This window comes from Microvirga sesbaniae, from assembly GCF_025460805.1.
GTDB lineage: Bacteria > Pseudomonadota > Alphaproteobacteria > Rhizobiales > Beijerinckiaceae > Microvirga > Microvirga sesbaniae.
This window is the reverse complement of record NZ_JAMXFJ010000015.1, coordinates 105,879-132,362: the sequence shown is the minus strand read 5'-3', so window position 1 is coordinate 132,362 and position 26,484 is coordinate 105,879. Positions and strand designations below refer to the sequence as shown.

Annotated in this window: 25 protein-coding genes; 16 read left to right on the top strand and 9 right to left on the bottom strand. The window is 67.1% G+C overall.

From position 1 onward, the window contains the following. Window positions 1–41 precede the first annotated feature (41 nt). From OCW50_RS20110 to pheT, 6 genes are all read left to right on the top strand, one after another. Window positions 42–1,286: a glycosyltransferase family 4 protein gene (locus OCW50_RS20110; protein WP_262298706.1), complete on the top strand. Its 1,245-nt coding sequence runs from the start codon at window positions 42–44 to the stop codon at window positions 1,284–1,286. A gap of 136 nt (window positions 1,287–1,422) precedes the next feature. Continuing rightward, a complete protein-coding gene (gene infC, locus OCW50_RS20105; RefSeq protein WP_245435431.1) occupies window positions 1,423–1,944 on the top strand; it encodes a translation initiation factor IF-3 in 522 nt (173 codons plus the stop codon). Between the two features lie 200 nt (window positions 1,945–2,144). Further along, complete coding sequence (gene rpmI / locus OCW50_RS20100; RefSeq protein WP_047187697.1) at window positions 2,145–2,345, top strand: 50S ribosomal protein L35; 201 nt, start codon at window positions 2,145–2,147, stop codon at window positions 2,343–2,345. A 43-nt stretch (window positions 2,346–2,388) separates the two neighbouring features. Further along, window positions 2,389–2,757: a 50S ribosomal protein L20 gene (gene rplT, locus OCW50_RS20095; RefSeq protein WP_009494554.1), complete on the top strand. Its 369-nt coding sequence runs from the start codon at window positions 2,389–2,391 to the stop codon at window positions 2,755–2,757. A gap of 179 nt (window positions 2,758–2,936) precedes the next feature. Then, the gene (gene pheS, locus OCW50_RS20090) at window positions 2,937–4,019 is read left to right on the top strand and encodes a phenylalanine--tRNA ligase subunit alpha (protein ID WP_262298705.1); all 1,083 of its coding nucleotides are present in this window, start codon (window positions 2,937–2,939) and stop codon (window positions 4,017–4,019) included. Between the two features lie 13 nt (window positions 4,020–4,032). Beyond that, window positions 4,033–6,444, top strand: a complete 2,412-nt coding sequence (pheT, locus tag OCW50_RS20085; RefSeq protein ID WP_262298704.1) for a phenylalanine--tRNA ligase subunit beta — start codon at window positions 4,033–4,035, stop codon at window positions 6,442–6,444. 23 nt (window positions 6,445–6,467) lie between these two features. On the opposite strand, the gene OCW50_RS20080 is transcribed toward pheT, so the two are convergent. Then, complete coding sequence (locus OCW50_RS20080; protein WP_262270667.1) at window positions 6,468–7,256, bottom strand: HesA/MoeB/ThiF family protein; 789 nt, start codon at window positions 7,254–7,256, stop codon at window positions 6,468–6,470. Between the two features lie 152 nt (window positions 7,257–7,408). Here OCW50_RS20080 and OCW50_RS20075 point away from each other — a divergent pair, with 152 nt between their 5' ends. The 10 genes from OCW50_RS20075 (at window position 7,409) to OCW50_RS20030 (ending at window position 16,807) form a co-directional block, all read left to right on the top strand. After that, window positions 7,409–8,413: a BMP family lipoprotein gene (locus tag OCW50_RS20075; protein ID WP_262298703.1), complete on the top strand. Its 1,005-nt coding sequence runs from the start codon at window positions 7,409–7,411 to the stop codon at window positions 8,411–8,413. A 123-nt stretch (window positions 8,414–8,536) separates the two neighbouring features. Beyond that, window positions 8,537–10,060: an ABC transporter ATP-binding protein gene (locus OCW50_RS20070; protein WP_262298702.1), complete on the top strand. Its 1,524-nt coding sequence runs from the start codon at window positions 8,537–8,539 to the stop codon at window positions 10,058–10,060. Then, complete coding sequence (locus OCW50_RS20065; protein ID WP_262270670.1) at window positions 10,060–10,494, top strand: VOC family protein; 435 nt, start codon at window positions 10,060–10,062, stop codon at window positions 10,492–10,494. Before OCW50_RS20070 ends, OCW50_RS20065 begins: the two co-directional genes overlap by 1 nt. Further along, a complete protein-coding gene (locus tag OCW50_RS20060; protein WP_262298701.1) occupies window positions 10,491–11,594 on the top strand; it encodes an ABC transporter permease in 1,104 nt (367 codons plus the stop codon). Before OCW50_RS20065 ends, OCW50_RS20060 begins: the two co-directional genes overlap by 4 nt. Before the next feature lie 3 nt (window positions 11,595–11,597). After that, window positions 11,598–12,503, top strand: coding sequence for an ABC transporter permease (locus OCW50_RS20055; protein WP_262270672.1), 906 nt, complete (start codon window positions 11,598–11,600; stop codon window positions 12,501–12,503). A gap of 2 nt (window positions 12,504–12,505) precedes the next feature. Beyond that, a complete protein-coding gene (locus OCW50_RS20050) occupies window positions 12,506–12,910 on the top strand; it encodes a cytidine deaminase (protein ID WP_262298700.1) in 405 nt (134 codons plus the stop codon). A gap of 59 nt (window positions 12,911–12,969) precedes the next feature. Then, window positions 12,970–13,791: a purine-nucleoside phosphorylase gene (locus OCW50_RS20045; RefSeq protein WP_262298699.1), complete on the top strand. Its 822-nt coding sequence runs from the start codon at window positions 12,970–12,972 to the stop codon at window positions 13,789–13,791. Then, window positions 13,784–14,545: a deoxyribose-phosphate aldolase gene (gene deoC / locus OCW50_RS20040; protein WP_262298698.1), complete on the top strand. Its 762-nt coding sequence runs from the start codon at window positions 13,784–13,786 to the stop codon at window positions 14,543–14,545. Before OCW50_RS20045 ends, deoC begins: the two co-directional genes overlap by 8 nt. A 1-nt stretch (window position 14,546) precedes the next feature. Next, the gene (gene deoA, locus OCW50_RS20035) at window positions 14,547–15,869 is read left to right on the top strand and encodes a thymidine phosphorylase (RefSeq protein ID WP_262298697.1); all 1,323 of its coding nucleotides are present in this window, start codon (window positions 14,547–14,549) and stop codon (window positions 15,867–15,869) included. After that, window positions 15,866–16,807 carry a 2-hydroxyacid dehydrogenase gene (locus OCW50_RS20030; RefSeq protein ID WP_262298696.1) on the top strand — a complete coding sequence of 314 codons (942 nt, stop codon included), beginning with the start codon at window positions 15,866–15,868 and terminating at the stop codon, window positions 16,805–16,807. Before deoA ends, OCW50_RS20030 begins: the two co-directional genes overlap by 4 nt. A 241-nt stretch (window positions 16,808–17,048) precedes the next feature. Here the strand turns inward: OCW50_RS20030 and OCW50_RS20025 are convergent, their stop codons facing one another. The 8 genes from OCW50_RS20025 to OCW50_RS19990 form a co-directional block, all read right to left on the bottom strand. Continuing rightward, on the bottom strand, window positions 17,049–17,900 hold the full coding sequence (locus OCW50_RS20025; protein ID WP_262298695.1) for a C40 family peptidase: 852 nt from the start codon (window positions 17,898–17,900) through the stop codon (window positions 17,049–17,051). 62 nt (window positions 17,901–17,962) lie between these two features. After that, entirely contained in the window at window positions 17,963–19,345 is a 1,383-nt protein-coding gene (locus OCW50_RS20020; RefSeq protein WP_262298694.1) for a leucyl aminopeptidase family protein, read from the bottom strand. Window positions 19,346–19,703: 358 nt separating this feature from the next. Further along, window positions 19,704–20,606, bottom strand: coding sequence for a 2-dehydro-3-deoxygalactonokinase (locus OCW50_RS20015; RefSeq protein WP_262298693.1), 903 nt, complete (start codon window positions 20,604–20,606; stop codon window positions 19,704–19,706). Window positions 20,607–20,622: 16 nt separating this feature from the next. Next, on the bottom strand, window positions 20,623–21,252 hold the full coding sequence (gene upp, locus OCW50_RS20010) for a uracil phosphoribosyltransferase (RefSeq protein ID WP_262270693.1): 630 nt from the start codon (window positions 21,250–21,252) through the stop codon (window positions 20,623–20,625). A gap of 36 nt (window positions 21,253–21,288) precedes the next feature. Further along, the gene (locus tag OCW50_RS20005) at window positions 21,289–22,542 is read right to left on the bottom strand and encodes a URC4/urg3 family protein (RefSeq protein ID WP_262298692.1); all 1,254 of its coding nucleotides are present in this window, start codon (window positions 22,540–22,542) and stop codon (window positions 21,289–21,291) included. Window positions 22,543–22,643: 101 nt separating this feature from the next. Continuing rightward, window positions 22,644–23,906: a GTP cyclohydrolase II gene (locus OCW50_RS20000; RefSeq protein ID WP_262270682.1), complete on the bottom strand. Its 1,263-nt coding sequence runs from the start codon at window positions 23,904–23,906 to the stop codon at window positions 22,644–22,646. A 276-nt stretch (window positions 23,907–24,182) separates the two neighbouring features. Beyond that, a complete protein-coding gene (locus OCW50_RS19995) occupies window positions 24,183–25,403 on the bottom strand; it encodes a phosphopentomutase (RefSeq protein ID WP_262298691.1) in 1,221 nt (406 codons plus the stop codon). A 68-nt stretch (window positions 25,404–25,471) separates the two neighbouring features. Next, window positions 25,472–26,467, bottom strand: coding sequence for a cation diffusion facilitator family transporter (locus OCW50_RS19990; RefSeq protein ID WP_262298690.1), 996 nt, complete (start codon window positions 26,465–26,467; stop codon window positions 25,472–25,474). Window positions 26,468–26,484 lie beyond the last annotated feature (17 nt).

The window sequence follows — 26,484 nt, the reverse complement described above, 5'->3', positions numbered from 1 at the left end:
AACCGTTTCTAGACGATTCTTTTCAGAAGGCTCTTACATCCGTGAGTTTTTCAGCGCGACCCGGCGGAGGGACGGCTTTTCCATCGTCCCATAGGCACCCGCTCGAGGGCCGGACCATCCTGCAGATCGTGCCCGAACTGGAGGCCGGCGGAGCCGAGCGGACCACCGTCGACATTGCCGAGGGGCTGGTCCATGCCGGGGCCCGCGCCCTCGTGGCCACCGAGGGCGGGCGGCTCGTCGGCGAGCTTCAGACCAAGGGAGGGGTGTGGATCCCGTTCCCGGCGGCGACGAAGAACCCGTTCTCCATGCTCCTCAACGTGCGCAAGCTCGCCCGCATCTGCCACAACGAGCGGGTGTCCCTGGTGCATGCCCGCTCGCGGGCGCCGGCCTGGGTGGGGCTGGGCGCTGCGCGCTCGCTCAACATTCCGTTCGTCACGACCTATCACGGCAGTTATTCCGGCCGCTCCTCGGTCAAGGTCCTCTACAATTCCGTCATGGCCCGGGGGGACGCGGTCATCGCCAATTCCGAGTACACGGGCGAGTTGATCCGCTCTGTCTATCCGCAGGCCGGAGAGCGAATCCGGGTCATCCACCGGGGAACGGATTTCGCCGTGTTCTCCCCGCAGGCCGTGGCGCCGGAGCGGATCGAGGCCCTGCGAAAGGCCTGGGAGGTCTCGCCCCACGAGCGCGTGGTGCTGCTCGCCGCCCGTCTGACCGGGTGGAAGGGCCAGAAGGTGCTGATCGAGGCCGCCGCCAGGCTGCGGGACGCGGGCCTGACGGACGTGGCCTACATCCTCGCCGGGGATCCGCAGGGGCGGGATTCCTACGTGAAGGATCTCGACGGCCTGATCGAGGCCCGGAGGCTGAAGGGCGTCGTGCGCCGGGTCGGGCACTGCACCGACATGCCGGCGGCCTTCCTGGCGGCCTCCGTGGTCACCGTGCCCTCGACCGAGCCCGAGGCCTTCGGCCGCTCGGCCGTGGAGGCGCAGGCCATGGGAACCCCCGTGGTCGTGTCCGATCTCGGGGCCGTGCCCGAGACCGTTCTGTCCCCGCCGGCCGTACCGCCGCACGAGCGCACGGGCTGGCGGATTCCGGCGGGCGATCCCGATGCGCTCGCCGAGGCGGTCGGGGCGGCGCTGAGCCTGGGGGCCAGCGCCAGAATCGCCCTCGGCGCCAGGGCCCGGTCCCATGTGGAGCGTCATTTCTCGCTCGAGCGCATGGTATCGAGCACCCTCGATGTGTATTCGGACCTTCTGACAGGCCGTTTTACCCATAGAACAAGTTGACTTCCCGCGCATTTGCGCGAAATGTCAGTTCATTCGTGGCAAGGCTGAGCATGCACCGCAGGGATTCCTTGGAATCTCCGATCCTCGGCCTAGCCCTCAACAGGAGATACGAGCCATTCGCAGACCAATGAGAGCCATGCCGGTGCCGCAAAAGGACGGACCGCGCGCCAACCGAGACATTCGCGGTGTTCGCGAAGTGCAGCTGATCGACGATGCAGGGCAGAACCGGGGCGTCGTCCCCTTCTTCGATGCCCTCAAGGTGGCCGAAGAGGCCGGCCTCGATCTCGTGGAGATCTCGCCGAACGCCAATCCTCCCGTCTGCAAGATCCTCGATTACGGCAAATTCCGCTTTCTCGAGCAGAAGAAGGCCGCCGAGGCCCGCAAGAAGCAGAAGACGGTCGAGGTCAAGGAAATCAAGCTGCGTCCCGGCATCGACGACCACGATTACGAGGTCAAGATGAAGGCGATGAAGGGCTTCTTCGAGGAAGGCAACAAGGTGAAGATCACCCTGCGCTTCCGCGGCCGCGAGATGGCGCACCAGTCCCTGGGCCTGAAGGTCCTCGATCGGGTCAAGGCCGATGTGGGCGATCTCGCCAAGGTCGAGATGGAGCCGAACTTCGAGGGCCGTCAGGTCGTCATGGTCCTGGCGCCGCGGTAAGCGGTTCCTCCGTCAGAGAAATTCATGGCCGTCGGGGTTCCGGCGGCCATTGCTTTTTGGGCGCGCTTCTGCCATAAGCCGCCCTTCATCGAACCGCCCGGCTGTGAGGGCTGCCGTGGCGGTTCGTTTTGCTCAAGCAGCAAGACTGGGCCTGCAAGGCGGTGAGAACCGCCCCATCGGCCTGACCAAAGGAGAGCCAAATGCCCAAGCTGAAGACGAAGTCTGGCGCGAAAAAGCGCTTCAAGATCACTGGCACCGGCAAGGTCGTCTACGCCCAGGCCGGCAAGCGCCACGGGATGATCAAGCGGTCGAACAAGCAGATCCGCAACCTGCGTGGCACGACCACCCTGTTCGAGGGCGATGCCTACAACGTGAAGAAGTACTTCCTGCCGAACGGCTAAGGCGGTTCTTCCCCCACATCCCGGATTTTGAAGGAGTTTTTCCATGGCCCGCGTCAAACGGGGCGTTACCGCCCACGCCAAGCACAAGAAGGTTTTCAAGGCCGCCAAGGGTTTCTACGGCCGCCGCAAGAACACCATCCGCATCGCCAAGCAGGCGGTCGAGAAGAGCATGCAATATGCCACTCGCGACCGTCGCAACAAGAAGCGCACCTTCCGCGCTCTCTGGATCCAGCGCCTCAACGCTGCCGTCCGCACGCATGGCTTGACCTATTCCCGATTTATCGACGGTCTCGGCAAGGCTGGGATCGAGGTCGATCGCAAGGTCCTGTCCGAAATGGCCATCCACGAGCCGGCGGCTTTCGCCGCCTATGTGGACGCCGCCAAGGCCGCCCTGCCGCAGCAGGCCGCCTAACGGTCGGATAGACCAGCTTCGGTGCGGCTGATCCTTCAGCCGCACCGCCTGACTCCCCCTTCTCCGAGACCATTCGCGCTGACGGCCAAAGGGCTGTCGGTCGCCACCACGCGGCTCGGAAGACTTGACGGTTCCCGCGCCGCGCCTCACTCAAAGCGCTTGCATCTGGCAAGGGACCGATGACTGACCTCAATCAACTCGAACGAGACCTGCTTTCCCAGGTCGATGCCGCCGGCGACGAAGCGGCCCTGGAAACCGTGCGCGTGTCCGCGCTCGGCAAGAAGGGCTCCGTCTCCGAACTGCTGAAAACCCTCGGCGCCATGACGCCGGAGGAGCGCAAGGAACACGGACCGCTCATCAACGGCCTGCGCGACAAGGTTCAGGGCGCCATTGTCGCCAAGAAGGAAACCCTCGCCGAGGCCGCGCTCGAAGCGCGCCTTGCCGCCGAGCGCATCGACGTGACGCTGCCGGTCCCGGAAGCTCCCGAGATTCGCGGGCGCGTCCATCCGATCAGCCAGGTGATCGAGGAACTGACCGCGATCTTCGCCGATATGGGCTTCTCCGTGGCCGAGGGGCCGGACATCGAGACGGATTACCTCAACTTCACGGCGCTCAACTTCCCCGAGGGGCATCCGGCCCGCGAGATGCACGACACCTTCTTCCTCGCCCCAGACGAGAAGGGCGAGCGCAAGGTGCTGCGCACGCACACCTCGCCGGTCCAGATCCGCACCATGACCTCGCAGAAGCCGCCGATCCGGGTGATCATCCCGGGCCGGACCTATCGCCACGACTCGGATCAGACCCACACGCCGATGTTCCACCAGGTGGAAGGCCTCGTCATCGACAAGCAGGCCAACATCGCGCACATGAAGTGGATCCTGGAAGAGTTCTGCAAGGCCTTCTTCGAGGTCGAGCAGGTGAAGATGCGGTTCCGCCCGTCCTTCTTCCCCTTCACGGAACCCTCCGCCGAGGTCGACATCCAGTGCTCGCGCAAGGGCGGCGAAATCCGCTTCGGCGAAGGCACGGACTGGCTCGAGATCCTCGGCTGCGGCATGGTCCATCCGAACGTGCTCCGCAATTGCGGGCTCGATCCGGACGAGTATCAGGGCTTCGCCTGGGGCATGGGGATCGACCGCATCGCCATGCTCAAATACGGCATGCCGGACCTGCGCCCCTTCTTCGAGGCCGATGTGCGCTGGCTGAACCATTACGGCTTCCGCCCGCTCGACATTCCGTCGCTGGTCAGCGGCCTGACTTCCTAAGCGGAGAGCACCCATGAAATTCACCCTCTCCTGGCTGAAGGATCATCTCGAGACCACAGCCTCCCTCGACGAGATCGTCGAGACGCTCACCCGCATCGGCCTCGAGGTCGAAGGGGTCGAGGACAAGGCGAAGTCCCTGGCGCCCTACACGGTGGCCTATGTGATCTCCGCCGAGCAGCACCCGAACGCCGATCGCCTGCGGGTGTGCATGGTCGATACCGGCGCGGGCGCCCCGATCCAGGTGGTCTGCGGCGCCCCGAACGCCCGCACCGGCATGAAGAGCGTGTTCGCGCCGCCCGGCACCTACATTCCGGGCAAGAACATCACGCTCGGCGTCGGCACCATCCGGGGCGTCGAGAGCGCCGGCATGCTGTGCTCGGGATCGGAGCTCGAGATCTCGGACGACCACGACGGCATCATAGATCTGCCCGAGGATGCCCCGGTCGGTCAGCCCTATGCGGCCTATGCGGGCCTCGACGACCCGGTGATCGAGATCAATCTCACGCCGAACCGCCCCGACTGCACGTCGATCCACGGCATCGCCCGGGACTTGGCGGCGGCCGGTCTCGGGACGCTCAAGTCCGATGCCGTCGCGCCCGTCGAGGGCAGGGGGCCCTGCCCGGTCTCCGTGACGATCGAGGACGAGACGCTCTGCCCGGCCTTCGCGCTCCGCCTCGTGCGTGGCGTGAAGAACGGCCCGTCGCCGGACTGGATGCAGCGTCGCCTGCTCTCCATCGGCCTCCGTCCGATCAACGCGCTCGTCGACATCACCAACTACATGACCTTCGATCGGGGCCGTCCGCTCCATGTGTTCGACGCCAGGAAGGTGAAGGGCAACCTGACCGTCCGCCGGGCCAGGGACGGCGAGGAGGTGCTGGCCCTCGACACCCGCACCTACAGGCTCGACCCCGGCGTCGTGGTGATCGCCGACGAGAACGGCGTCGAGTCCATCGGCGGCATCATGGGCGGCGAGCATTCGGGCTGCGACGAGAATACGACCGAGGTGCTGATCGAATCGGCTCTCTGGGACCCGCTCAACATCGCGCAGACCGGCCGCAAGCTCGGCATCATCACCGATGCGCGCTACCGCTTCGAGCGCGGGGTCGATCCGGCCTTCACGGTGCCGGGCCTCGATCTCGCCACCAGGCTCGTCATCGACCTGTGCGGCGGCGAAGCGAGCGAGGCCATGGTGGCCGGACAGGTGCCCGAGAACAAGCGCGTGATCGATTTCCCATGGAGCGAGGTCCCGCGCCTGTCGGGGCTCGACGTCAAGCCTGCCGAGTCCGAGCAGATCCTCACGAAGCTCGGCTTCGCCGTTCAGGGTTCGGGAGAGCGCGTCAGCGTGACGGCGCCGTCCTGGCGCCCGGATATCGAGGGCAAGGCGGATCTCGTCGAGGAGGTCATCCGCATCGCCGGCCTCGACCGCATCGAATCGAAGCCCCTCCCGCGCCTGGAGGACACGGTCGCCAAGCCCATCCTGACCCTCATCCAGAAGCGCACGCGGCTCGCCCGCCGGGCCTTGGCCGTACGGGGGCTGGTGGAGGCCGTGACCTGGTCGTTCATTGCCAGGAGCGAGGCGGAGCTGTTCGGCGGCGGCGACGGCCGGCTGGCGCTCGCCAACCCGATCGCGGCCGAGCTCTCCGACATGCGTCCGAGCCTGCTGCCGGGGCTCCTGAAGGCGGCGCAGCGCAATGCGGACCGGGGCTTTAGCGACGTGGCGCTCTTCGAGGTCGGCCAGACCTTCGCGTCCGACGAGCCGGAGGGCCAGTCGATCAAGGCCGCAGCCGTCCGTCGCGGGACGGCCCGGGCGGAGGGCGTCGGCCGCCATTGGGACGGCGGCGCGCAGAGCGTCGACGCTTTCGACGCCAAGGCGGACGTGCTGGCTCTGCTCGCGGCGTTGGGGATCCCTGCCGGGGGGCTCCAGATCGTCGCCGGTGGTCCGGCCTGGTTCCATCCGGGCCGTTCGGCCACGCTGCAGTTCGGACCCAAGAACGTGGTCGGGGCCTTCGGCGAGGTGCATCCGAAGATCCTGAAGGCGCTGGACCTGAAGGGCCCGCTGGTGGCCTTCGAGCTCAATCTCAACGCGCTGCCGCCGCCCAAGGCCAAGCCGACCAAGATGAAGCCGAAGCTGAGCCTGCCCGATTTCCAGCCTCTCACCCGCGACTTCGCCTTCGTGGTCGGCCGCAACGTGGCCGCGGGCGACATCGTGAAAGCCGCGCAGGGAGCCGAGCGCCAGCTGATCGTGGGCGTCGACGTGTTCGACATCTACGAGGGCACCGGCATCGATCCGGACAAGAAGTCCGTCGCCATCGCGGTCACCCTTCAGCCCACCGAGAAGACGCTCACCGACGTGGAGATCGAGGCCGTGTCGGCCAAGATCGTCGGCGAGGTGTCCAAGAAGACCGGCGCAGTGCTGCGCGGGTAAGAAAAGATCCGCCCGGACGCGGCTCAGGCCGTGTCCGGGCGTTCCGTTCCGCTCAGCGGGTTCGCCTCGTCCCATGCATAGCGAACGGCGTCGAACCGCATCGCGCGCGCATCGACCATCAGCAGGCGCCCGACGAGGCTGTCGCCGAAGCCGACGATCTCGCGGATCACCTCCATGGCCATCAGGCTGCCCATCACTCCGGCGAGAGCCCCGAGAACTCCGGCTTCCGCGCAGGTCGGAATGGCGCCGGCCGGAGGCGGGGAGGGGAAGAGACAGCGATAGGTGGGGTTCGGCTTGCCGTCCTGGCCGGTCTCATGGGCCCGGATCGTGGTGAGCGACCCGTCGAACTGCCCGAGCGCCGCCGTCACCAGGGGCTTCTTCTCGAAAAAGCATGCGTCGGACACCGCGTAGCGGGTGTCGAAATTGTCCGACCCGTCGGCCACGATGTCGTAGCGGCGGATGAGATCCCGCGCGTTCTCCCCCGTCAGACGGACGGGGTGAGGCTCGACCCTCACATGCGGGTTGAGCCGTTCAATCGCCCCGACGGCGCTCTCCACCTTGGGGCGGCCGAGATCCGGCGTGCCATGGATCACCTGCCGCTGCAGGTTTGACAGGCTCACCACGTCGTCGTCCACGACCCCGATGGTGCCGATTCCGGCCGCGGCGAGGTACTGGAGCAGGGGCGCCCCCAGGCCGCCGGCCCCGATCACGAGCACGCGAGCGGCCTTCAGCTTCAGCTGGCCTGGCCCGCCCACGTCGCGCAGGACGAGGTGTCGGGCATAGCGGTCGATTTCGTCCGATGCGAGAGCCATGTCATGACCTTACGGGAATCGGTTTAGCTATCAACTATTCCTTGAAGGAAGTCACATGCCGCCTTGACAGGGGCCTTGGCGTCGTGACCCTTGCCGTGCCATCGTCAGGGGGCAACCGGCAGAAAGCCGGCGTCTAACAGGGAACAAAGCCGATGACAGTTACCAAGTTCGGCCTCGCGCTCGCGGGGCTCGCCTTTTCCGCCTCGGCTGCCTTCGCGCAGCAGGCCGCCTTCAAGCCCGCCGTCGTCTACGATCTGGGCGGCAAGTTCGACAAATCCTTCAACGAGGGCGTTCACACGGGCGCCGAGAAGTTCAAGAAGGACACGGGCACCGACTACCGCGATTTCGAGCCGCAGAACGACGCTCAGCGCGAGCAGGCCCTGCGCCGCTTCGCCCGTGACGGCTTCTCGCCCATCGTGGCCGTCGGCTTCTCCCAGGAGACCGCGCTGAAGAAGGTCGCCGAGGAGTTCCCGAAGACCCAGTTCGCCATCATCGATGCCGTGGTCGAGAAGCCCAACGTGCAGTCCATCGTGTTCAAGGAGCACGAGGGCTCGTTCCTGGTCGGGCTCCTGGCCGCTCAGGCGTCCAAGTCGGGCAAGGTCGGCTTCGTGGGCGGCATGGACATTCCGCTCATCCGCAAGTTCGCCTGCGGCTACGTCCAGGGCGTGAAATACGCCAAGAAGGACGGCGAGGTGTTCCAGAACATGACCGGCACCACGGGGGCGGCCTGGAACGATCCCGTGAAGGGCGGCGAGCTCGCCAAGAGCCAGATCGATCGCGGCGCCGACGTGATCTATCACGCGGCCGGCGGCACCGGGGTGGGTGTCCTGCGCGCCACCGCCGACGCGGGCAAGCTCGGCATCGGCGTGGACTCGAACCAGAACGGCCTGCATCCGGGCAAGATCCTGACCTCCATGGTCAAGCGCGTGGACGTGGCGACCTACAACGCCTTCGATCAGGCCAAGCAGGGCGCGTTCAAGGCCGGCGTGGCAGTTCTGGGTCTGGCCGAGGACGGCGTCGCCTGGGCGCTCGACGACAACAACAAGTCGCTGATCACCGCCGACATGAAGGCCGCCGCCGACAAGGCCGCCGCCGACATCAAGTCCGGCGCCATCAAGGTGCACGACTACATGTCGGACTCCAAGTGCCCGATGTAAGATGAACCTCGTTTCGGCCGCAGGCCCGCAAAGGCCTGCGGCCGAATCTTTTTCGACCGGGTTCTGTTTTTCCGATAAGATCCGGCATTCATGTCCCCATTGCCGGCAGATCAATCGAGGCCGATGTCACCAGCCATTGAACTCATTGCCATCAACAAGAGCTTCGGCGCCGTTCACGCCAACCGGGACGTGAACCTGCGCGTGGAGCGCGGCACGATCCACGGCATCGTCGGCGAGAACGGCGCGGGCAAATCGACCCTGATGTCGATCCTGTACGGCTTCTACGAGGCCGATACCGGGGAGATCCACGTAAACGGCAAGAGAATTTCCATCCGCACGCCGAACGACGCCATTCATGCCGGAATCGGCATGGTCCACCAGCATTTCATGCTGGTGGAGCCCCTGAGCGTCGTCGACAACGTGATGCTCGGCGCCGAAGGCGGCGCCATGCTGCGCGCAGGCGAGGCCAGGGCCCGCGCCGAGCTCGCGCGGCTCGCCAGGGATTACGGCCTCGAGATCGACGTGGACGCGACCGTCGGCGACCTCTCGGTCGGCCTGCAGCAGCGCGTGGAGATCCTGAAGGCCCTCTATCGCGGAGCCGATATCCTGATCCTCGACGAGCCCACCGCCGTGCTGACGCCGGCCGAGGCCGATGCGCTGTTCGTCCTGCTCCGCTCCCTCAAGGAGCAGGGCAAGACCGTCATCCTCATCACGCACAAGCTGCGCGAGATCATGGCGATCACCGATCGGGTCTCGGTCATGCGGCGCGGCGAGATGGTCGCGAGCGTCGAGACGGCCGACACCTCGCCCCCGGAGCTGGCCGAGCTGATGGTCGGTCGTCGCGTGCTCCTGCGCGTCGAGAAGGCGGACAAGACGCCCGGTGCGCCGCTGCTCGAGGTCAAGGACCTCTCGGTCGTCGATTCCCGCGGCGTGGTGCGGGTGGCCAACGCGACCTTCGCCGTGCGCGCGGGGGAGATCGTCGGCGTCGCGGGCGTGGCCGGCAACGGCCAGAGCGAGCTGATGGAAGCGATCGCCGGCATGCGCCATCCCGCGTTCGGCTCGGTCCGGCTCGAGGGACGGGACATTCCGGCCTCGGAGCACAATCCCCACCGCATGCGCCAGCTCGGATTGCTGCACGTGCCCGAGGACCGGCTGCGCATGGGCCTCGTCCCGGCCTTCCCGGCTTTCGAGAGCGCCATCCTGGGCTTCAGCGACGAGCCCCATCTCGGCCGCGGGCCGATCCTCGACCATGACCGCCTGATCGCGGATCTGGCGAAGAAGATGGAGCAGTACGACGTGCGCCCGCCGGCCCCGCGGCTGAAATCCTCGAAATTTTCCGGCGGCAACCAGCAGAAGATCGTGCTGGCGCGCGAGATCGAGCGTAACCCGAAGGTGCTGCTCGTCGGCCAGCCGACCCGCGGCGTCGACATCGGGGCCATCGAGTTCATCCACCGGCGCCTCATCGGCCTGCGCGACGCGGGCGTCGCCATCCTCCTCGTGTCCGTGGAACTCGACGAGATCATGAATCTGTCCGACCGCATCCTCACCATGTGCGGCGGCAGGATCACCGGCGAGCGCCGGGCCTCCGAGACGAACGAGCAGGAGCTCGGCCTGCTCATGGCCGGCGTGACGGACGAGGCGGCGTGATGCAACCACGGCTGACCCTCGTCACGCTCGGCGTCTCCGATCTCGCGAAGTCCCGCGCATTCTATGAGTCCTGGGGCTGGACGGCTTCGAACGCCAGTCAGCCCACCGTTGTCTTTTTCCAGGCGAATGGGTTGGCGCTGGCTTTGTTCGGACGCGCTGCGCTCGCCGAAGACGCCCATGTCGAGGACAAGCCCACGGGCTTTGCCGCCATCACGCTCGCCTACAACGCGCATTCCAGGCAAGAGGCCGACGAGGTCTTCGCCCTTGCCGTGAAGGCGGGCGCGACGCCCATCAAGCCGTTGCAGGACGTGTTCTGGGGCGGTTATTCGGGCTATGTCGCCGATCCCGACGGGCACCTCTGGGAAATCGCCTGGAACCCGTTCTTTCCTCTCGATGAGCAGGGGCACCTGTTCCTGCCGGATAGTCAGACGTGAGCGCTCCACTCGACCTGCCCAAATGGGCCGACACGGTTCTCGTGCCCGCCATCTCCGTGGTGGCGGCTTTCCTCGTCGCCGGCCTCGTCGTGCTCGGCATCGGCGAGAACCCGCTCTCGGCCACCCGCTATCTCATCCAGGGCAGCCTCGGCACCGGGGAGGGGCTCGGCTTCACCCTGTTCTACATGACCGATTTCATCTTCGTCGGACTGGCGGTCGCGGTGGCCTACCATGCCGGGCTTTTCAACATCGGCGGCGAAGGGCAGGCGACCCTGGCGGGTCTGGGCATCGCGCTCGTGCTCAACAACCTGACCTTTCTGCCGGGCTTCCTGCTCATCCCGCTCGGCATTCTCGGGGCCGCGGCCTTCGGGGCGGCCTGGGCGGCCGTTCCCGGCTATCTCCAGGCGAAGCGCGGCAGCCACATCGTCATCACGACGATCATGTTCAACTGGCTGGCCAGCGTGCTCATCGTCTACCTCCTGGTGAACGTGCTGCGCGAGCCGCAATCCATGAACCCGGAAACCCGCGCCTTCCCTGAACAGTCCTATATTCCGTTCATGCACGACGTCTTCGCCGCGTTCGGCATCGAGATCCCGGCCTCGCAGCTCAATCTGACGCTCGTGGTCGCCCTGGCCGCGTCCTACTTCGTCTGGCTCCTCATCTACCGCTCGCGCCTGGGCTACGCGATCCGCGTCGTCGGATCGAACCCGACGGCGGCCGTCTATGCGGGCATCTCGCCCGCGCGCATCATCATCGTCGCGATGGTCATCTCCGGTGCGCTGGCGGGAGGCCTCGCGGTCAACGAGCTCATGGGCTATCAGCATCGCCTGCTGCTGGAATTCACCTCCGGCTACGGCTTCGTCGGCATCGCCGTGGCCCTCATGGGGCGGGCGCATCCCGTCGGCATCATCCTGGCCTCGCTCCTCTTCGGCATTCTCTACCAGGGCGGCGCCGAACTGGCCTTCGAGCAGCCGGCCATCACCCGCGACATGGTGGTGGTGATCGGCGGCATCATCATCCTGTTCGCGGGCGCCCTCGACGGGCTCTTCCGGCGCGCCGTGGCGCATCTGTTCACGCGCCAGAAGCTGGCGAGGGCCTGAGCCATGGATCTCAGCTCTCTCGTCACGGTCTTCGACTCGGCCCTGCGGCTCTCGATCCCGCTTCTCGCCGCGTGCCTGGCCGGGCTCTGGTCCGAACGCTCCGGCGTGGTGGATATCGGCCTCGAGGGCAAGATGCTGGTGGCGGCTTTTGCCGCGGCGGCGGCAGCCTATGCCTTCGGGTCTGCCTGGATCGGGCTTGTCGCCGGGATCGGCGCATCGGTGGTCTTCGGTCTCATCCACGGCTTCGCCTCCATCAGCCAGCGCGGCAACCAGATCGTCTCCGGCGTCGCCATCAACATGCTGGCCGCAGGGCTGACGGCCATCGTGGGCAATGCCTGGTACGGCCAGGGCGGGCGTACGCCGCCGCTCGAGGGCGTGCAGCGGTTCGGCGATGCGATCTTCGGCCATTCGGCCCTGGTCTACATCGTGCTGCTGGCCGTGCCGCTCACCTGGTTCGTGCTGGGGCGGACCCGCTTCGGTCTTCGCCTGCGCGCGGTCGGCGAGAACCCGGCCGCGGTCGATACGGCGGGCATCTCGGTGACCGGCCTGCGCTATACCGCCGTGATCATCGGCGGCGTCCTCTGCGGCATCGGCGGAACCTATCTCTCGGTCGGCCAATCGGCGGGCTTCCTGCCCAACATGACGGCCGGCAAGGGCTTCATTGCGCTCGCGGCCCTGATTTTCGCCAAGTGGCGGGCCTGGCCGGCGCTCGGTGCGTGCTTCCTGTTCGGGCTGCTCGATGCCATCGCGATCCGCCTGCAGGGAATCTCGCTGCCCGGCATCGGCGAGGTTCCGGTCCAGGCGATCCAGGCGCTGCCCTATCTCATGACCGTCATCCTGCTCGCCGGCGTCATCGGCAAGGCGATCCCGCCCCGGGCCGCGGGCGTGCCTTATGTGAAGGAGCGCTGACCATGGCATCGCTGGACACTCTGTTCGAGGCCGCCAAGGCGATTCAGGCCAGGGCCTATGCGCCCTATTCGCGCTTCAAGGTCGGGGCTGCGATCGCCACGCCCGGAGGTCGGGTCTTCACCGGATGCAACGTGGAGAACGCAGCCTATCCGGTCGGCTCCTGCGCGGAAGCCGGAGCCATCTCGGCGATGATCGCGGCCGGGGAAGGCCGCATCGCCGAAATCGTGGTGATGGGGGAGGGCGAGCACCTCGTCACGCCCTGCGGCGGCTGCCGCCAGCGCATCCGCGAGTTCGCCGCGCCCGACACGCCCATTCACATTGCCGGTCCCGAGGGAATCCGGAAGCGCTTCACGCTCGACGAGCTGTTGCCCTTTTCCTTCGGGCCCGACAATTTGACGGATCGCTAGATCGGATCCGAAGCCTTTTGCGACGATGAAAGGATGGCCTGCCGTTCAGGCCTGAAACGATGACGATGCACCAGATGATTCAGGAAGCGGCCGAATTTGTCCGTGCCCGTGGCTTCGACGGCCATTTCGACGCGGCATTCGTGCTCGGCACGGGGCTCGGAACCCTCGTCGACGAGCTGAGCGATGCGGTCAGCCTCCCATACGCTGAGATCCCGCATTTTCCGGGAAGCGGGGTTTCCGGCCATGCCGGCAAGCTCGTGACCGGATCCCTCGAAGGCAAGCGGGTGCTCCTGTTCCAGGGCCGCGCTCATTACTACGAAACGGGCGATGCAGGGGCGATGCGCATTCCGGTCGCCCTCGTGAAGGAGCTTGGCATTCCGGTTTTCGTGGCCACCAATGCCGCAGGATCGGTGCGCCCCGATATTCGTCCCGGAAGCCTCGTGGCGATCAGCGATCACCTGAACCTCTCGGGCGGCAATCCGCTCCTGCGGGATCACTCCGAGGGCCGCTTCGTCTCGCTCACCAACGCCTACGACTCGGACCTGCGCCAGATCCTGCAGCGCGCCGCGCGTAAGAGCGGCATCGACCTGCCCGAAGGCGTCTATGCGTGGCTCTCCGGCCCGAGCTTCGAGACCCCGGCCGAAATCAGGATGGTGCAGATCCTCGGCGGTGACCTGGTCGGCATGTCGACGGTGCCGGAGGTGATCCTCGCCCGCTATCACGGCCTGAAGGCCGCGGCCGTCTCGGTCGTCACGAACCTTGCCGCCGGCATCGAAGGCGCTTCGCCCTCCCATCAGGAAACCAAGGATACGGCGGCGGAAGCGTCAGAGAAGTTCAAGCGTCTCATCCGGTCCTTCGTTGCGGAGCTGCCCCATGTCTGATGCGACCATCGCAAGCCGCGCCCTGCGCAGTCTCGATCTCACCGACCTGACGGAGACCTGCACCGATCAGGCCATCGACGCGCTCTGCAAGAGGGCGGTTGATCCGCATGGGCCGGTGGCGGCCGTCTGCGTGTGGCCGCAATTCGTGAAGCGTTCGCAGGAAAACCTGCGGGGATCGCCCGTGCGCATCGCCACGGTGGTGAATTTCCCCGCCGGAGGCGAGGACGTGAGCCGCGTCACCGACGATACGCAGGAAGCCCTTTCCGACGGCGCCAACGAGATCGACCTCGTGCTGCCTTACGGTGCCGTGCGCCGCGGTGACTTGGCCGTGGCGACCGAGATGGTGGAGGCGGTGCGCGATCTCGTCGATCAGGGACGCCTGCTGAAGGTGATCCTTGAAACGGGCGAGCTGAAGGATCCGCACCTGATCGAGACCGCAAGCCGCATCGCCATCGCGGCGGGAGCGGACTTCATCAAGACGTCGACCGGCAAGACGCCTGTTTCGGCGACGCCCGAGGCCGCCGAGATCATGCTCAATGCGATCAGGGCGTCAGGCCGGTCCGTCGGGCTCAAGCCCTCCGGGGGCATCCGCACGGTTGCGGACGCGAAGATCTATCTCGACCTCGCCGACCGCGTCATGGGCCCGGGCTGGGCGACGCCGCGGACATTCCGCATCGGCGCGAGCAGCGTCTACGACGCGCTCATCGCCGCCATCGAAGGACGGGCCGGCACGGCGGCCACCGGAACCTACTGACATGACGCTTCTGCCCCAGGAAATCATCCGCCACAAGCGCGACGGCGGCACGCTCGATCCCGAGCACATCGAGCACTTCATCGAGGGCCTCACGGCAGGCCGCGTCACCGAAGGGCAGGCGGCGTCCTTCGCCATGGCGATCTTCTTTCAGGGGCTGTCCGTGCCGGAGCGCGTGGCCCTGACGCGCGCGATGATGCATTCGGGCACGGTGCTCACCTGGGATCTGCCGGGCCCGGTTCTCGACAAGCATTCGACGGGAGGCGTCGGCGACACGGTGAGCCTCGCGCTCGGTCCCGCGGTCGCGGCCTGCGGCGGCTATGTGCCGATGATTTCCGGACGCGGCCTCGGCCACACGGGCGGCACCCTCGACAAGTTCGACTCCATCCCGGGCTATGTCACGCAGCCCGATATCGACACGTTCAGGCGCGTCACGCGGGAGGTCGGCTGCGCCATCATCGGCCAGACGGCCGATCTCGCGCCGGCCGACAAGCGCCTCTACGCCATCCGTGACGTGACCGCGACGGTCGAGTCGATCGATCTCATCACCGCGTCGATCCTCTCGAAGAAGCTGGCGGCGGGGCTCCAGGGCCTCGTGATGGACGTGAAGTTCGGCACCGGCGCCTTCATGGACAATGCCGAGGATGCGCGCAAGCTCGCCGAGAGCCTCGTGCTCGTGGCCAATGGGGCGGGCCTTCCCACAAGCGCGCTTCTCACCGACATGAACGAGTCGCTGGCTTCTGCGGCCGGCAATGCGGTGGAGATGGCCTATGCGGTCGATTACCTGACGGGACGGCGCCGCGAGAAGCGCTTCCACGAGGTGACGGTGGAACTCTCCGCCGAGATGCTGCTGCTCGGCAAGCTTGCCGCCACCATCGAGGAGGCGCGCGACAGGATCGAACGCGCGATCTCGTCCGGGAAAGCGGCAGAAGTGTTCCAGCGCATGGTGGTCGCTCTCGGCGGTCCTGGCGATTTCCTGGAAAGGCACAAGAGCCATCTGCAGGCTGCGCCGGTCGTTCGTGACATCCACGCCGAGCATGCCGGAGTCGTGCAGAAGGTGGCCGCGCGCGGCATCGGCGTCGCCGTCGTGGCCCTCGGCGGAGGCCGCACCCGTCCGCAGGATCCGATCGATCACGCAGTGGGCCTCACTTACCTCGCGGCCATCGGCGAGACGGTCGACGCCCATCGCCCGATCGCTATCGTGCATGCCCGCACCGAAGCAGCGGCAGACGCGGCCGCGCGGGCGGTGCGCGCCGCCTACGTGATCGGCGAGGGCAAGGCTGCCCCCGGTCCCACGATTCTCGACCGGATCGGAGCGAGCGCATGAGCCTTCTTGTCGCCGTCACCTGGGAGACGCAGCCCTGGGTCGAGCGCTTCCGGCGCCACCTGCCGGATCGGGACATCGCCGTGCTGGGCGAGGATTTCGACAGGAGCGCCATCCGCTATGTGGCGACCTGGGGCCCGAAGCCCGGGAGCCTGTCCAACCTGTCGAGCCTCGAGGCGATCTTCTCGCTGGGCGCGGGCGTCGATCACCTGATGAGCTATCCGAATCTGCCCGACGTGCCCATCGTGCGCGTGGCGCAGGACGATCTCACCCATCGCATGAGCGAGTACATGGTGCTCCATTGCCTCATGCACCTGCGCGAGCAGCGCCGCTTCGACGAGGACCAGAAGGCGAAGCGCTGGAACCCCGACCGGGCGCCGCCGATCGCCGGAGACGTGCGCGTCGGCATCATGGGGTTCGGGGTGCTGGGGCAGGATTCCGCGCGCAAGCTGACGATGATGGGCTTCGATGTGGCCGGCTGGAGCCGCACGCCGAAAGCCGTCGAAGGCTTCGAGGTCTATGCGGGCGAGGGGGGATTGACCCCGTTCCTGAACCGAACCGACATCCTCATCGCGCTCATGCCGCTCACGCCGGACACGAAGGGCATCCTCAATCGCTCCCTGTTCGAGAAACTCCCACGCGACGGCAGGCTCGGCGGCCCGATCCTGATCAATGCGGGGCGCGGCAAGCTGCAAGTCGAGGCGGACATCCTCTCCTGCCTCGACGACGGCACGCTGATGGCGGCGACCCTCGACGTGTTCGAGACGGAGCCCCTGCCGGAGGCATCACCCCTCTGGTCGCATCCGCGCGTGACGATCACCCCGCACAACTCGGCGACGAGCGAGCCGGAAGCGACGGCGCGCTACATCGCGCGGCAGATCCGCCGCCATGAGGCCGGGGAGGCGTTCGAGAATGTCGTTGATCGGACGCGGGGCTATTAGAGCATTTTTCGGTGAAGTGGATTCGGTTCACCGTCAAAAAATGCGGCTCGGCAACGAAGAGAGATGATTCCACGTGAGTGGAAGCAGCTCCAATGAAGGCCCGTGACGTCAACGTCATCACCGGCCTTGTGCCGGTGATCCCGATTGGTTGTCGCGCCGCGCCTTTCCGTAGCGGGATGGCCGAGACAGGCCCGGCCATGACGAGAGAAATCGCCGAGAGGACAGTCCCGGCTGCGAGAGTTCAGCCGAGCCGCTTGATCGAGCTGATCGGCCCGTAGCTCGTCCGGCGGATACGCTCCTCGGCGACCGCGAGCGGCTCGATCATCACGGTCATGCTGTGGCCGGTGGCGTGGATGACGTTCGTGGCGTCCATCATCAGCCCCACATGGCCCTTCCAGAACACGAGATCGCCGCGCTGGAGGCCGCTGAGGCCCGGTGTCACCGCGACGGGCGTCCCGAGTGCGCGCTCCTGCATGTCGCTGTCGCGCGGAGCCTCGATGCCGGCGGCAGCCAGCACGGTCTGGGCCAGTCCCGAGCAGTCGATGCCGAGGCTCGTCTTGCCGCCCCAGAGATAGGGCGTGTGCAGGAAGCGCTCGGCGACGCTCACGTAATCGTCTTCGAACGTGTCGAGCCCGTCCAGGTGCGGGGCGAAGACCCAGCCGCCGGTGGCAAGCCGCGCGTAATCGCCCTGTGTTTCCGTCACGGCCACCGTGGAGTTCAGCGTCAGGTAGTCCTGAAAAGGCAGTTTCAGGTTGGGGCCCGGGTAGATGAAGGTCCGGATCGCCCGGACCCTGTGGGTTGGCGCGTCTCTGGCTTCCCCTAGAGCAACGCTCGACAGATAGCCCACATAGCCGTCGCCATGGAGTTGCACCCAGGCCCAGCCCTCGTGCTCGTCGTAGACGGTCACGCTTTCCCCAAAGATCGCCTGCGTGTCGACGGGCGCTTCGCGGGAGGGATGGCGGTGCAGGGGCGAGAACGGGGAGACGATGCGCCTGACCGTCCCGGTGGTGAAACGTTCGGCCTCGACCTGCCCGCGCAGGCGTTCATCGGCCAGGTCTGCGCGGACGGGCGTGATGCGGCGGTCGAAACTCATCGGGACGGCTCCGGAACGATCATGCCATCTTCTACCCTGTTCGAGGCATTTCTGCCATCCGGTCAGACGCCATAGCGCTCCTTCAGGAGAGCATACATGGCGCGGGCCGCCTGAACCTCGCCGCCTTCGGGCCGCGCGGGCCTGGTGGAATTGTTCCAGGCGAAGATGTCGAAATGCACGTGCGCCTGCGCGGACGACACGAAGCGCCGCAGGAACAGGGCCGCCGTGATGGAGCCGCCCATGGGCCCGCCGGTGTTGTTCATGTCGGCGAACTTGGAATCGAGCTGGCTCTGGTAGGGCGCCCAGAGCGGCATGCGCCATACGGGATCGTTCTCCGCCATGCCGTGGCGGGCGATGTCGGCGGCCAGCGCATCGTCATCGGTGTAGAAGGGCGGCAGCTCGGGCCCCAGCGCCACGCGGGCAGCCCCCGTGAGGGTGGCGAAATCGACCAGGAGGTCGGGGCTCTCCTCGTCCGCGAGCGCCAGGGCATCGGCCAGGATGAGCCGGCCTTCCGCATCGGTGTTGCCGATCTCCACCGTGATGCCCTTGCGGCTCGGCAGAATGTCTCCCGGCCGGAACGCGTTACCGGAGATGGAGTTCTCGACCGCCGGAATCAGCACGCGCAGGCGCACGGGCAGCCCGGCATCCATGATCATCGAGGCGAGCGCGAGGGTGGCGGCCGCACCGCCCATGTCCTTGCGCATGAGCAGCATCGAGGAGGCGGGCTTGATGTCGAGACCGCCGGTATCGAAAGCGACGCCCTTGCCCACCAGGGTGACGCGCGGCGCATCGGCCTTGCCCCAGGTGAAATCGATCAGGCGCGGCGGCGTGATCGAGGCACGGCCGACCGCATGGATCATCGGGAAGTTTCGCGCCAGAAGATCGTCGCCCACGATGCTGGTGAAGGCGGCGCCGTGCCGCTCGGCCAGTTCCCGTGCGGCCGCCTCGATTCCGTCGGGGCCGAGATCGCTGGTGGGCGTATTGACGAGGTCACGGCTGGCATAGACCGCGTCCGCGATGTGCGAGATCTCGTCGGCCTCGACGCCCTTCGGCGTCACGAGGCGAACCGACTTCTCGCCGCGCTTGCGATAGCGGTCGAAGCTGTAGCTGCCCAGAAGCCACGCGAGGGTCGCGAGCGTCGGGTTCGGCGGGTCGGTCTCGAAGCGGTAGTCCCCGTCGGGCAAAAGGGTCGGGAGCTTGCCGACGAGGAACGGATCGCTGTGCCTGGCATCCGTGCCGTTCAGGCCGAAGACGACGCCCGCGAGGCCGCCGTCCGTGTTGGGGAGCAGGCAGTGGCTCCCGGCCTTGCCCTCGAAGCCCTGCGCCTTCGCAAAACCCCGAGCGATCGGCGGGAGCTGCCCGGCGATCTCCGGCCAGGTCCGTTCGCTCACGAGCCAGATGGGCGTCGAGGCGTCATTTGCGGAGACGAGGAGGGGATGGGGCATGAGGTTCGACCTGGACCGTTGAGAACGATGGTTTGGGATGAGGTTTTAAGTGTGGAAGCGACCCGTGTCACCCCGGAGGGCTTCTGACGCCTTCGTGGGTGAGCGCCAGGCACGGGAGCGGCGTAACCGGGTGAGACCAGCCCGTCACACCCGTCCCGTCATGGCCGGGCTTGCCCAGGCCATCCCGATCCGCTGGGGCTCGGCGCCTTTCCGCATCGGGATCACCGGCGCAAGGCCGGTGATGACGCGGGGGAACGATTGGCCGGGAATCCTGCAAGCACATCGCTCCGACCGTGCGGCCTCCACCCTTCATGCCGCCGCAAGGGGGCAGGATCCCTGTCCGGGACGATCGGAAGCGTCACCCCAGGGCGTGCTGGCGCACGATCCGGGCCAGGCCGGCGATGAGGGCCTGCTGCGTGTCCTTGGTCCTCGTCTCGATGCCGTGCCGCTTGAGCGCGTGGGCGTAGAGCTCGGCGCGCTCCGGCGCGGCCAGGATCGTCACGGAGGCGGGGCGGCCGAACTGCGCCAGCGCGCCGTTGATCTCGTCGCCGGTCAGCAAACCGGAGAGATAAGGCGCCAGGAGGTTGCTGTTCATCCGCCCCGACACCACGGAGGCGCGGGCGCTGAACAGGAGGTGGAGCAGGCCGACCCTGTTCGCGCCGCTGTTGCGCTCGGCGGCATCCAGGCCGATGTCGAAGCCTGCCGGGTCTTCCGGCGCGGTGGCCGGTCGACCGATCATGGAGTGCTCGCGCAGGAGAGCGTACATCTCGCCGGTCATATAGGTGGCGAAACGCTCGATGCGCCCGTCCCTCATCTCGATCCATTTCGGGTGGGTGCCCGCCGAGCAGATCAACCCGTTCTCGATTCCGGCGCCGAGGACCAGCGTCTCCTCGCCGCGCATCACGTCGGCGGCGCCGGGAGCGGGCTCGCAGAACAGGCCGGGAATGATATAGCCCCGGCGGCCGTTCTCCAGATCCACCGGCACGAGCGCCCGGGCGATCTCGGCCGGGCCGGCCGGGCAGGTGGCATAAGGCGCCTCGACCCAGCCCTCGCGGCTTCCCACCATGCCGACGAGCAGCACCGGCGCATCCGGCTCGGCCTTCAGCCAATGCCCGCACTGGCGCAGGAACACGTCCCGGTGCTGGCCTTGTCGGAGGGCCGAGACGCCCTCGTTCGACGAGACCTGATCGAGAATGGTCTCGTCCTCGATCAGATAGCCACGAAAGCGGGTCGTTCCCCAATCGGCGACGATGAAGCGCAAGATGGACGATCCTTGATTAGCGCGTTCCGTACATCCGGTCGCCGGCATCGCCGAGGCCCGGCACGATGTAGCCGTGATCGTTCAGCCGCTCGTCGATGGACGCGGTCCAGATATGCACGTCCGGATGCGCGCCGCGCAGCTTCTCGATGCCCTCCGGCGCCGCGAGCAGGCAGACGAAGCGCAGGTCCTTGGCGCCGCGCTCCTTCAGCCGGTCGATGGCCGCCACCGCGGAGTTGGCCGTCGCCAGCATCGGGTCGAGCACCAGCACCATGCGGTCGGCGAGGTCGCTGGGAGCCTTGAAGTAGTATTCCACCGCCTGGAGCGATTCCGGATCACGGTAGAGGCCGATATGGGCGACGCGGGCGGCGGGAACCAGGGTGAGCATGCCGTCGAGGAAGCCGACGCCCGCGCGCAGGATGGGGGCGAAAACGAGCTTCTTGCCGGCGATCTGCGCGCCTTCCATGGTGGTGAGCGGCGTCTCGATCTGGATGCGCTCCATGGGCAGGTCTCGGGTGACCTCGTAGCAGAGCAGCATGCCGATTTCGTTGAGGAGCTGGCGGAAGCCCTTCGTCGAGCGCTCCCTGTCCCGCATCAGGGTCAGCTTGTGCTGAACCAGCGGATGATCGACCACCGTGACGCCCTGCATGCTTTTTCCCTCTTTGATCGTCGTCTGCTGATTCATCTAAAACACTGTCCCGTCACTGATCACGCTGAGAGGGGGCGAGCCGTCGCCGCGCTTCTCCTTCGCCAGTCTCCGCCCCGTCGCCCAGGTGCCGCCTTCCAGCACCTTGGCCAGGGGAAAATCTCCCGCGGCGAATCCTAGCTTCGCCCGGATGGGTTCGGCAATGCGGTCGAGAAGAGCGACGGTCAAGGCCCGCCATTCCACCACGAGCCTGGAATCCACCGCGTGGGAGCGGTCGGCATCGGCCGGATCCTTCAGGGCGATCACGCCCGTGTCGAGGAAGAGGCCGCCATTGCGGTATTCGGGCAGGCCCGTGAGGCCATCGATGTCGACGACCGTGAAGCTCGCCCATTCGAGCGGCTCGATCAGCGAATAGGACAGCCACTGGGACAGCTTGTGGAACGGGATCAATCCGTTCGTGGCATCCGGCGCCTCCACCAGGGGATGGCGCCAGGTGTCGCCGAGATCGATCCCGCCCAGGCTGATCCGTCCCGGCCAGATCGGTCCGAGATGGGTGAGCAGCGCCTCGAGAATGGATGTGGCCCTGATCTCGTCGTTCTCGGCGGTCGCCGCGATCACGTCGAACAGCCCGCCGGGCCTCGGATCGTCGACCTGCCCGAAGATGTCCGGGTTCGTCGCGACGACGCGGCCCAGGCGGTTGAGCAGGGCGGCGCGGCCTTCGAGCCCGACCAGCGGATTGTCACCCGAGACCTGGAAGCCTTCCGCCAGATCCTCGGCCGTGAGGGTCATCAGCACGTCCGCATCCACGCGGAACGGATCTTCCGGCCTGCTGGAGAAGGCACCGCTCACGAACAGGTCGAAGCTCGCCACCGCGAGGCCTTCGGAACGGATATAGGTCTCGCCCGTGCGGCCCTCCTCGTAGCGCCATTGCGCGCCCGCGCCTGCGTCGAGCAGGACGGACACGATGGCGAGGTCGAAGGCCGAGCGGGCCATGTCGGCGGCGGTTTCCCAGGGAGCGCCGTGCATCACCGCATCCCAGCGCTCGTGGCCGCCGGCGGCGAAATGGCGCCAGCGGGCGTGGAAGGGAATGTCGAGGGACGGGTAGGCGTCGCGGATCGTCGCCACGACCTCGTCGGCGCAGGGTTCGAGCCGGCCGAGATCGACCGTGAAATGATCGAGGCGTCCCTCGAGCCCGGCTCGCAGGAGCTGGTGCGAGCGGTCGCGCACCGCGGCGGCGGTCAGCAGGCTTCGGGCGGCTTTGGTCTCTGAAGACAGGTCAGGCTGGTCCGTCACGCAGGGCTCCGGTGCTCTCGGGTCGGGAGCGATAGCATAGTCTTTCGGCCGCGCAGCATCCCGGCGCGCGACCGTTTGACGAGAAGGTTAAGATGCCGGCGTCAGAACCGCTCCAGATCGCGGCCCTTCACGCGCTCGAGTTCCGATGCATCCGGCGCGCCGTCGGGCGTGTAATAGCCGGCGGCCTTCTTGGCCTCCAGTTCCACCTGCGCGTCCGGCGGCACCAGCTCGGCCGGGATCGGCACGCGCTCGACCACCTCGATGCCCGATCCGGTGATGGCGTCGTATTTCATGTTCGACATGGACATGAGCCGGTCGATGCGCCGAATGCCGAGCCAGTGCAGAACGTCCGGCATCAGCTGCTGGAAGCGCGCATCCTGGACGCCGGCCACGCATTCCGTGCGTTCGAAATAGGTGGAGGCCTGGTCGCCGCCTTCCTGCCGCTTGCGGGCATTGTAGACGAGGAACTTGGTGACCTCGCCGAGTGCCCGGCCTTCCTTGCGGTTATAGGCGATCACGCCGACGCCGCCCTCCTGCGCTTCCCGCACGCATTCCTCGATGCCGTGCACGAGGTAGGGCCGGCAGGTGCAGATGTCGGATCCGAACACGTCCGAGCCGTTGCATTCGTCGTGGACCCGGCAGGCGATGCGGGTCTTCGGGTCGCTCAGGCGCGACACGTCGCCGACCACGTAGACCGTGATGTTGCCGATGGGCGGCAGGAACACGCTCATGTCGGGCCGGGTGACGAGTTCCGGGAACATGCCGCCGGTCTGCTCGAACAGGGTGCGGCGCAACTCGCCCTCGGAGCAGCCGAAGCGCTGCGCGATGCCGGGCAGGTACCAGACCGGATCGACCGCGATCTTCGTGACCGAGATGTCGCCGGATTCGTGCAGGAAGCCACCGTCGGCCTTGAGGCGCTTCGCCCCCATGGCGCCGAGGATCTCGGGCATGTTGAGCCGCGCCTTGGTGACCGCGATGCTCGGGCGGATGTCGAGCCCGCCGGCGATCTCGTCCTTGTAGACCTCGCCGACCAGATGGCCCCAGGGGTCGAGGGACACGATCCGGCCCGGCTCCGACCATTGCGGATGCGGGCCGATCTCGGCGGTCGGGTGCGTGTTGTGAAGATCGGGCCGCGCCAGAGGATTGAGCGCCCGGGCCGAGATGGCGAGCGCCCGGTAGAGCGAATAGGAGCCGCCATGGGCGCCGATCACGTTGCGGTCGGCCGGATTGGTCACGGTTCCGATGATCGGGCCGCGCTCCCGGGGATCTGTCGCCCCCCACTTGATCGGATGCTTGATGGTGCCAGCGTTCGGCTCGGGATGGGAGGTGAGCCGGATATGGGTCGAGCGGTTAGGCGAGGTCATGAACGATCTTCCACGCAAAAACGGGAAGACTCCCTCGACCGATCGTCGGAGAGCCTCCATACGATCCTTGGCAGACTGATCCAAAGTTTCGGTGCCGTCAATGGCGGCAGGCGAAGGTGCGGCAGCTTGGCCTTTCCCGAGGACCGATGCCGCTGTTCATCCGTGGTCACCGGCCTCGTGCCGGTGATCCCGATGCGAGAAGCGCCGCGATTCACCGGATCGGGATGGGCTGGACCGATCCCGGATCGAGTCCGGGGCCGGCCATGACGCGCCGGATCAGAGCCATGGGGTGCCTTTGCCGGCACGCGGCACGCCCAGATGGGCCAGCACGCTCGCGCCGATATCGGCAAAGCTCTCCCGCCGGCCGATCGGGCCCTGGGGCACGCCCGTCCCGAAGCTCAGGATCGGCACGTGCTCGCGGGTGTGGTCGGAGCCCCGCCAGGAGGGATCGTTGCCGTGGTCGGCGGTGATGACCACGAGGTCGCCGTCCTTGAGAGCGGCCTCGATCTCCGGGATGCGCCGGTCGAAGGCCTCGAGGGCGGCGGCATAGCCCGGGATGTCGCGGCGGTGGCCGAACTCGCTGTCGAAATCGACCAGGTTGGCGAAGACGAAGCCGCCGTCCGGCAGGTCCTTGATCGCCGCGATGGCGGCGGACAGGCAGGCGTCGTTGCCGTTGGGCTTGACCTCCCGGCCGGTGCCGCGATGGGCGAAGATGTCGCCGATCTTGCCGACCGTGACCACCGGGCGCCCGGCCTTCGTCAATGTGTCGAGGATGGTGTCGGCCGGCGGCGGCGTGGCGAAGTCCTTGCGGTTGCCGGTGCGCCTGAAGCCCGCTTCCGACGATCCGACGAAGGGCCGGGCGATCACGCGGCCGATCTTGTAGGGGTCGCAGAGCTCGCGCCCGATCCGGCAGAGCTCGTAGAGCCGCTCCAGCCCGAAGGTTTCCTCGTGGGCGGCGATCTGCAGCACGCTGTCGACGGAGGTGTAGAAGATCGGCTTGCCGGTGCGCATGTGCTCGGCGCCGAACTCGTCGATGATGGCGGTGCCGGAGGCGTGCTTGTTCCCGAGAATGCCCGGTAGCGCGCCGCGCGCGATGAACGCCGCGATCAGCTCCTCCGGGAAGGTCGGGACGGTATCGGGGAAGTAGCCCCAGTCGAAGGTGACGGGAACGCCCGCGATCTCCCAATGGCCCGAGGGCGTGTCCTTGCCCTTCGAGGTCTCGACGCCGTAGCCCCAGGAACCCTTGAGGGAGCCCTGGGGCGCGAGGTTCGGCGGCATGCGCCCCGTCGAGGCTTCGCAGGCGAGGCCGAGGCCGAGCGCCGTCATGTGCGGCAGCCGCAGCGGCCCCGCGCGCAGGCCGGCCTGGTCGCCCCGTCCGGCCGCGCAGGCCTCGGCGATGTGCCCGACCGTGTCGGCGCCGGCGTCGCCATAGGCGTCCGCATCCTCGGCTCCGCCGATACCGACCGAATCGAGCACGATGAGAAGAGCGCGAGGCATGTCGTCCTGTCCTTCAAGCCACGAGAATCACGAGTGATACGGCATCGCGGGGAAAGATGCGATGCTCTCTAAGGGTGGGGGTGCCCCCCATGATCGTGCCCCTCATGATCGTGCCCCCCATGGACCTCGATAGGATCATCGAGCGGACATTCCGGGCCGTGATTGTCGGTGCCCGGCCGGTGAACCTCGATCTGCAGGGTCGCATGTCCGATGCCGAAATGGGCTTTCAGCTCCCGCTGCGCCTCGGCCAAGAACCGGTCGCCCGGGTGCCCGCCGGGCATGACGAGATGGGCCGTCATCGCCGTCTCGGTGGTGCTCACCGCCCAGACATGGAGGTGATGGACCCGGGCGACCCCGGGCATGGCCTCCAGGGCATTCCGGACATCGGGCACGGCGATCCCGCGCGGCACGCCGTGAAGGGACAGCGCCAGGGACTGCTTCAGCAATCCCCAGGTGCCCCAGACGATGACGGCCGCGATGACGAGGCTGAGCGCCGGGTCGATCCAGTCGGCGCCGGTCCAGAGGATCGCGAGGCCGCCGAGAACGACCCCGAGGGACACGGCCGCGTCCGCCACCATGTGCAGGAATGCGCCGCGGATGTTCAAGTCGTGCTGGCCGCCCATGAAGAGAAAGGCCGTGAACCCGTTCACCACGATGCCGATTCCGGCCACGATCATCATGGCGCCCGCCGCGACCGGCGTCGGCGCGATGAGCCTCTGGATGGATTCCCACACGATGCCGCCCACCGCGACCAGCAGGAGGAGCGCGTTGAACAGGGCGGCCAGGATGGAGCTCGAGCGCAGCCCGTAGGTGAAGCGCTCCGTGGGCGCGCGACGTGCGAGCAGGGCCGCCCCCCAGGCGATGGCGAGGCCGAGCACGTCGCTCAGGTTGTGGCCGGCATCGGAGAGCAGGGCCATGGAATCGGCCCAGAAGCCGTAGCCCGCCTCGATGGCCACGAAGGCGAGGTTGAGCGCGATCCCGATCGCGAAGGCGCGTCCATGGCCGGCCTGAGGGGCATGGGAATGCCCGTGATGATGGCCGCCTGAATGGTGGTGCGCATGCATGACGGAGAACGTTTGAA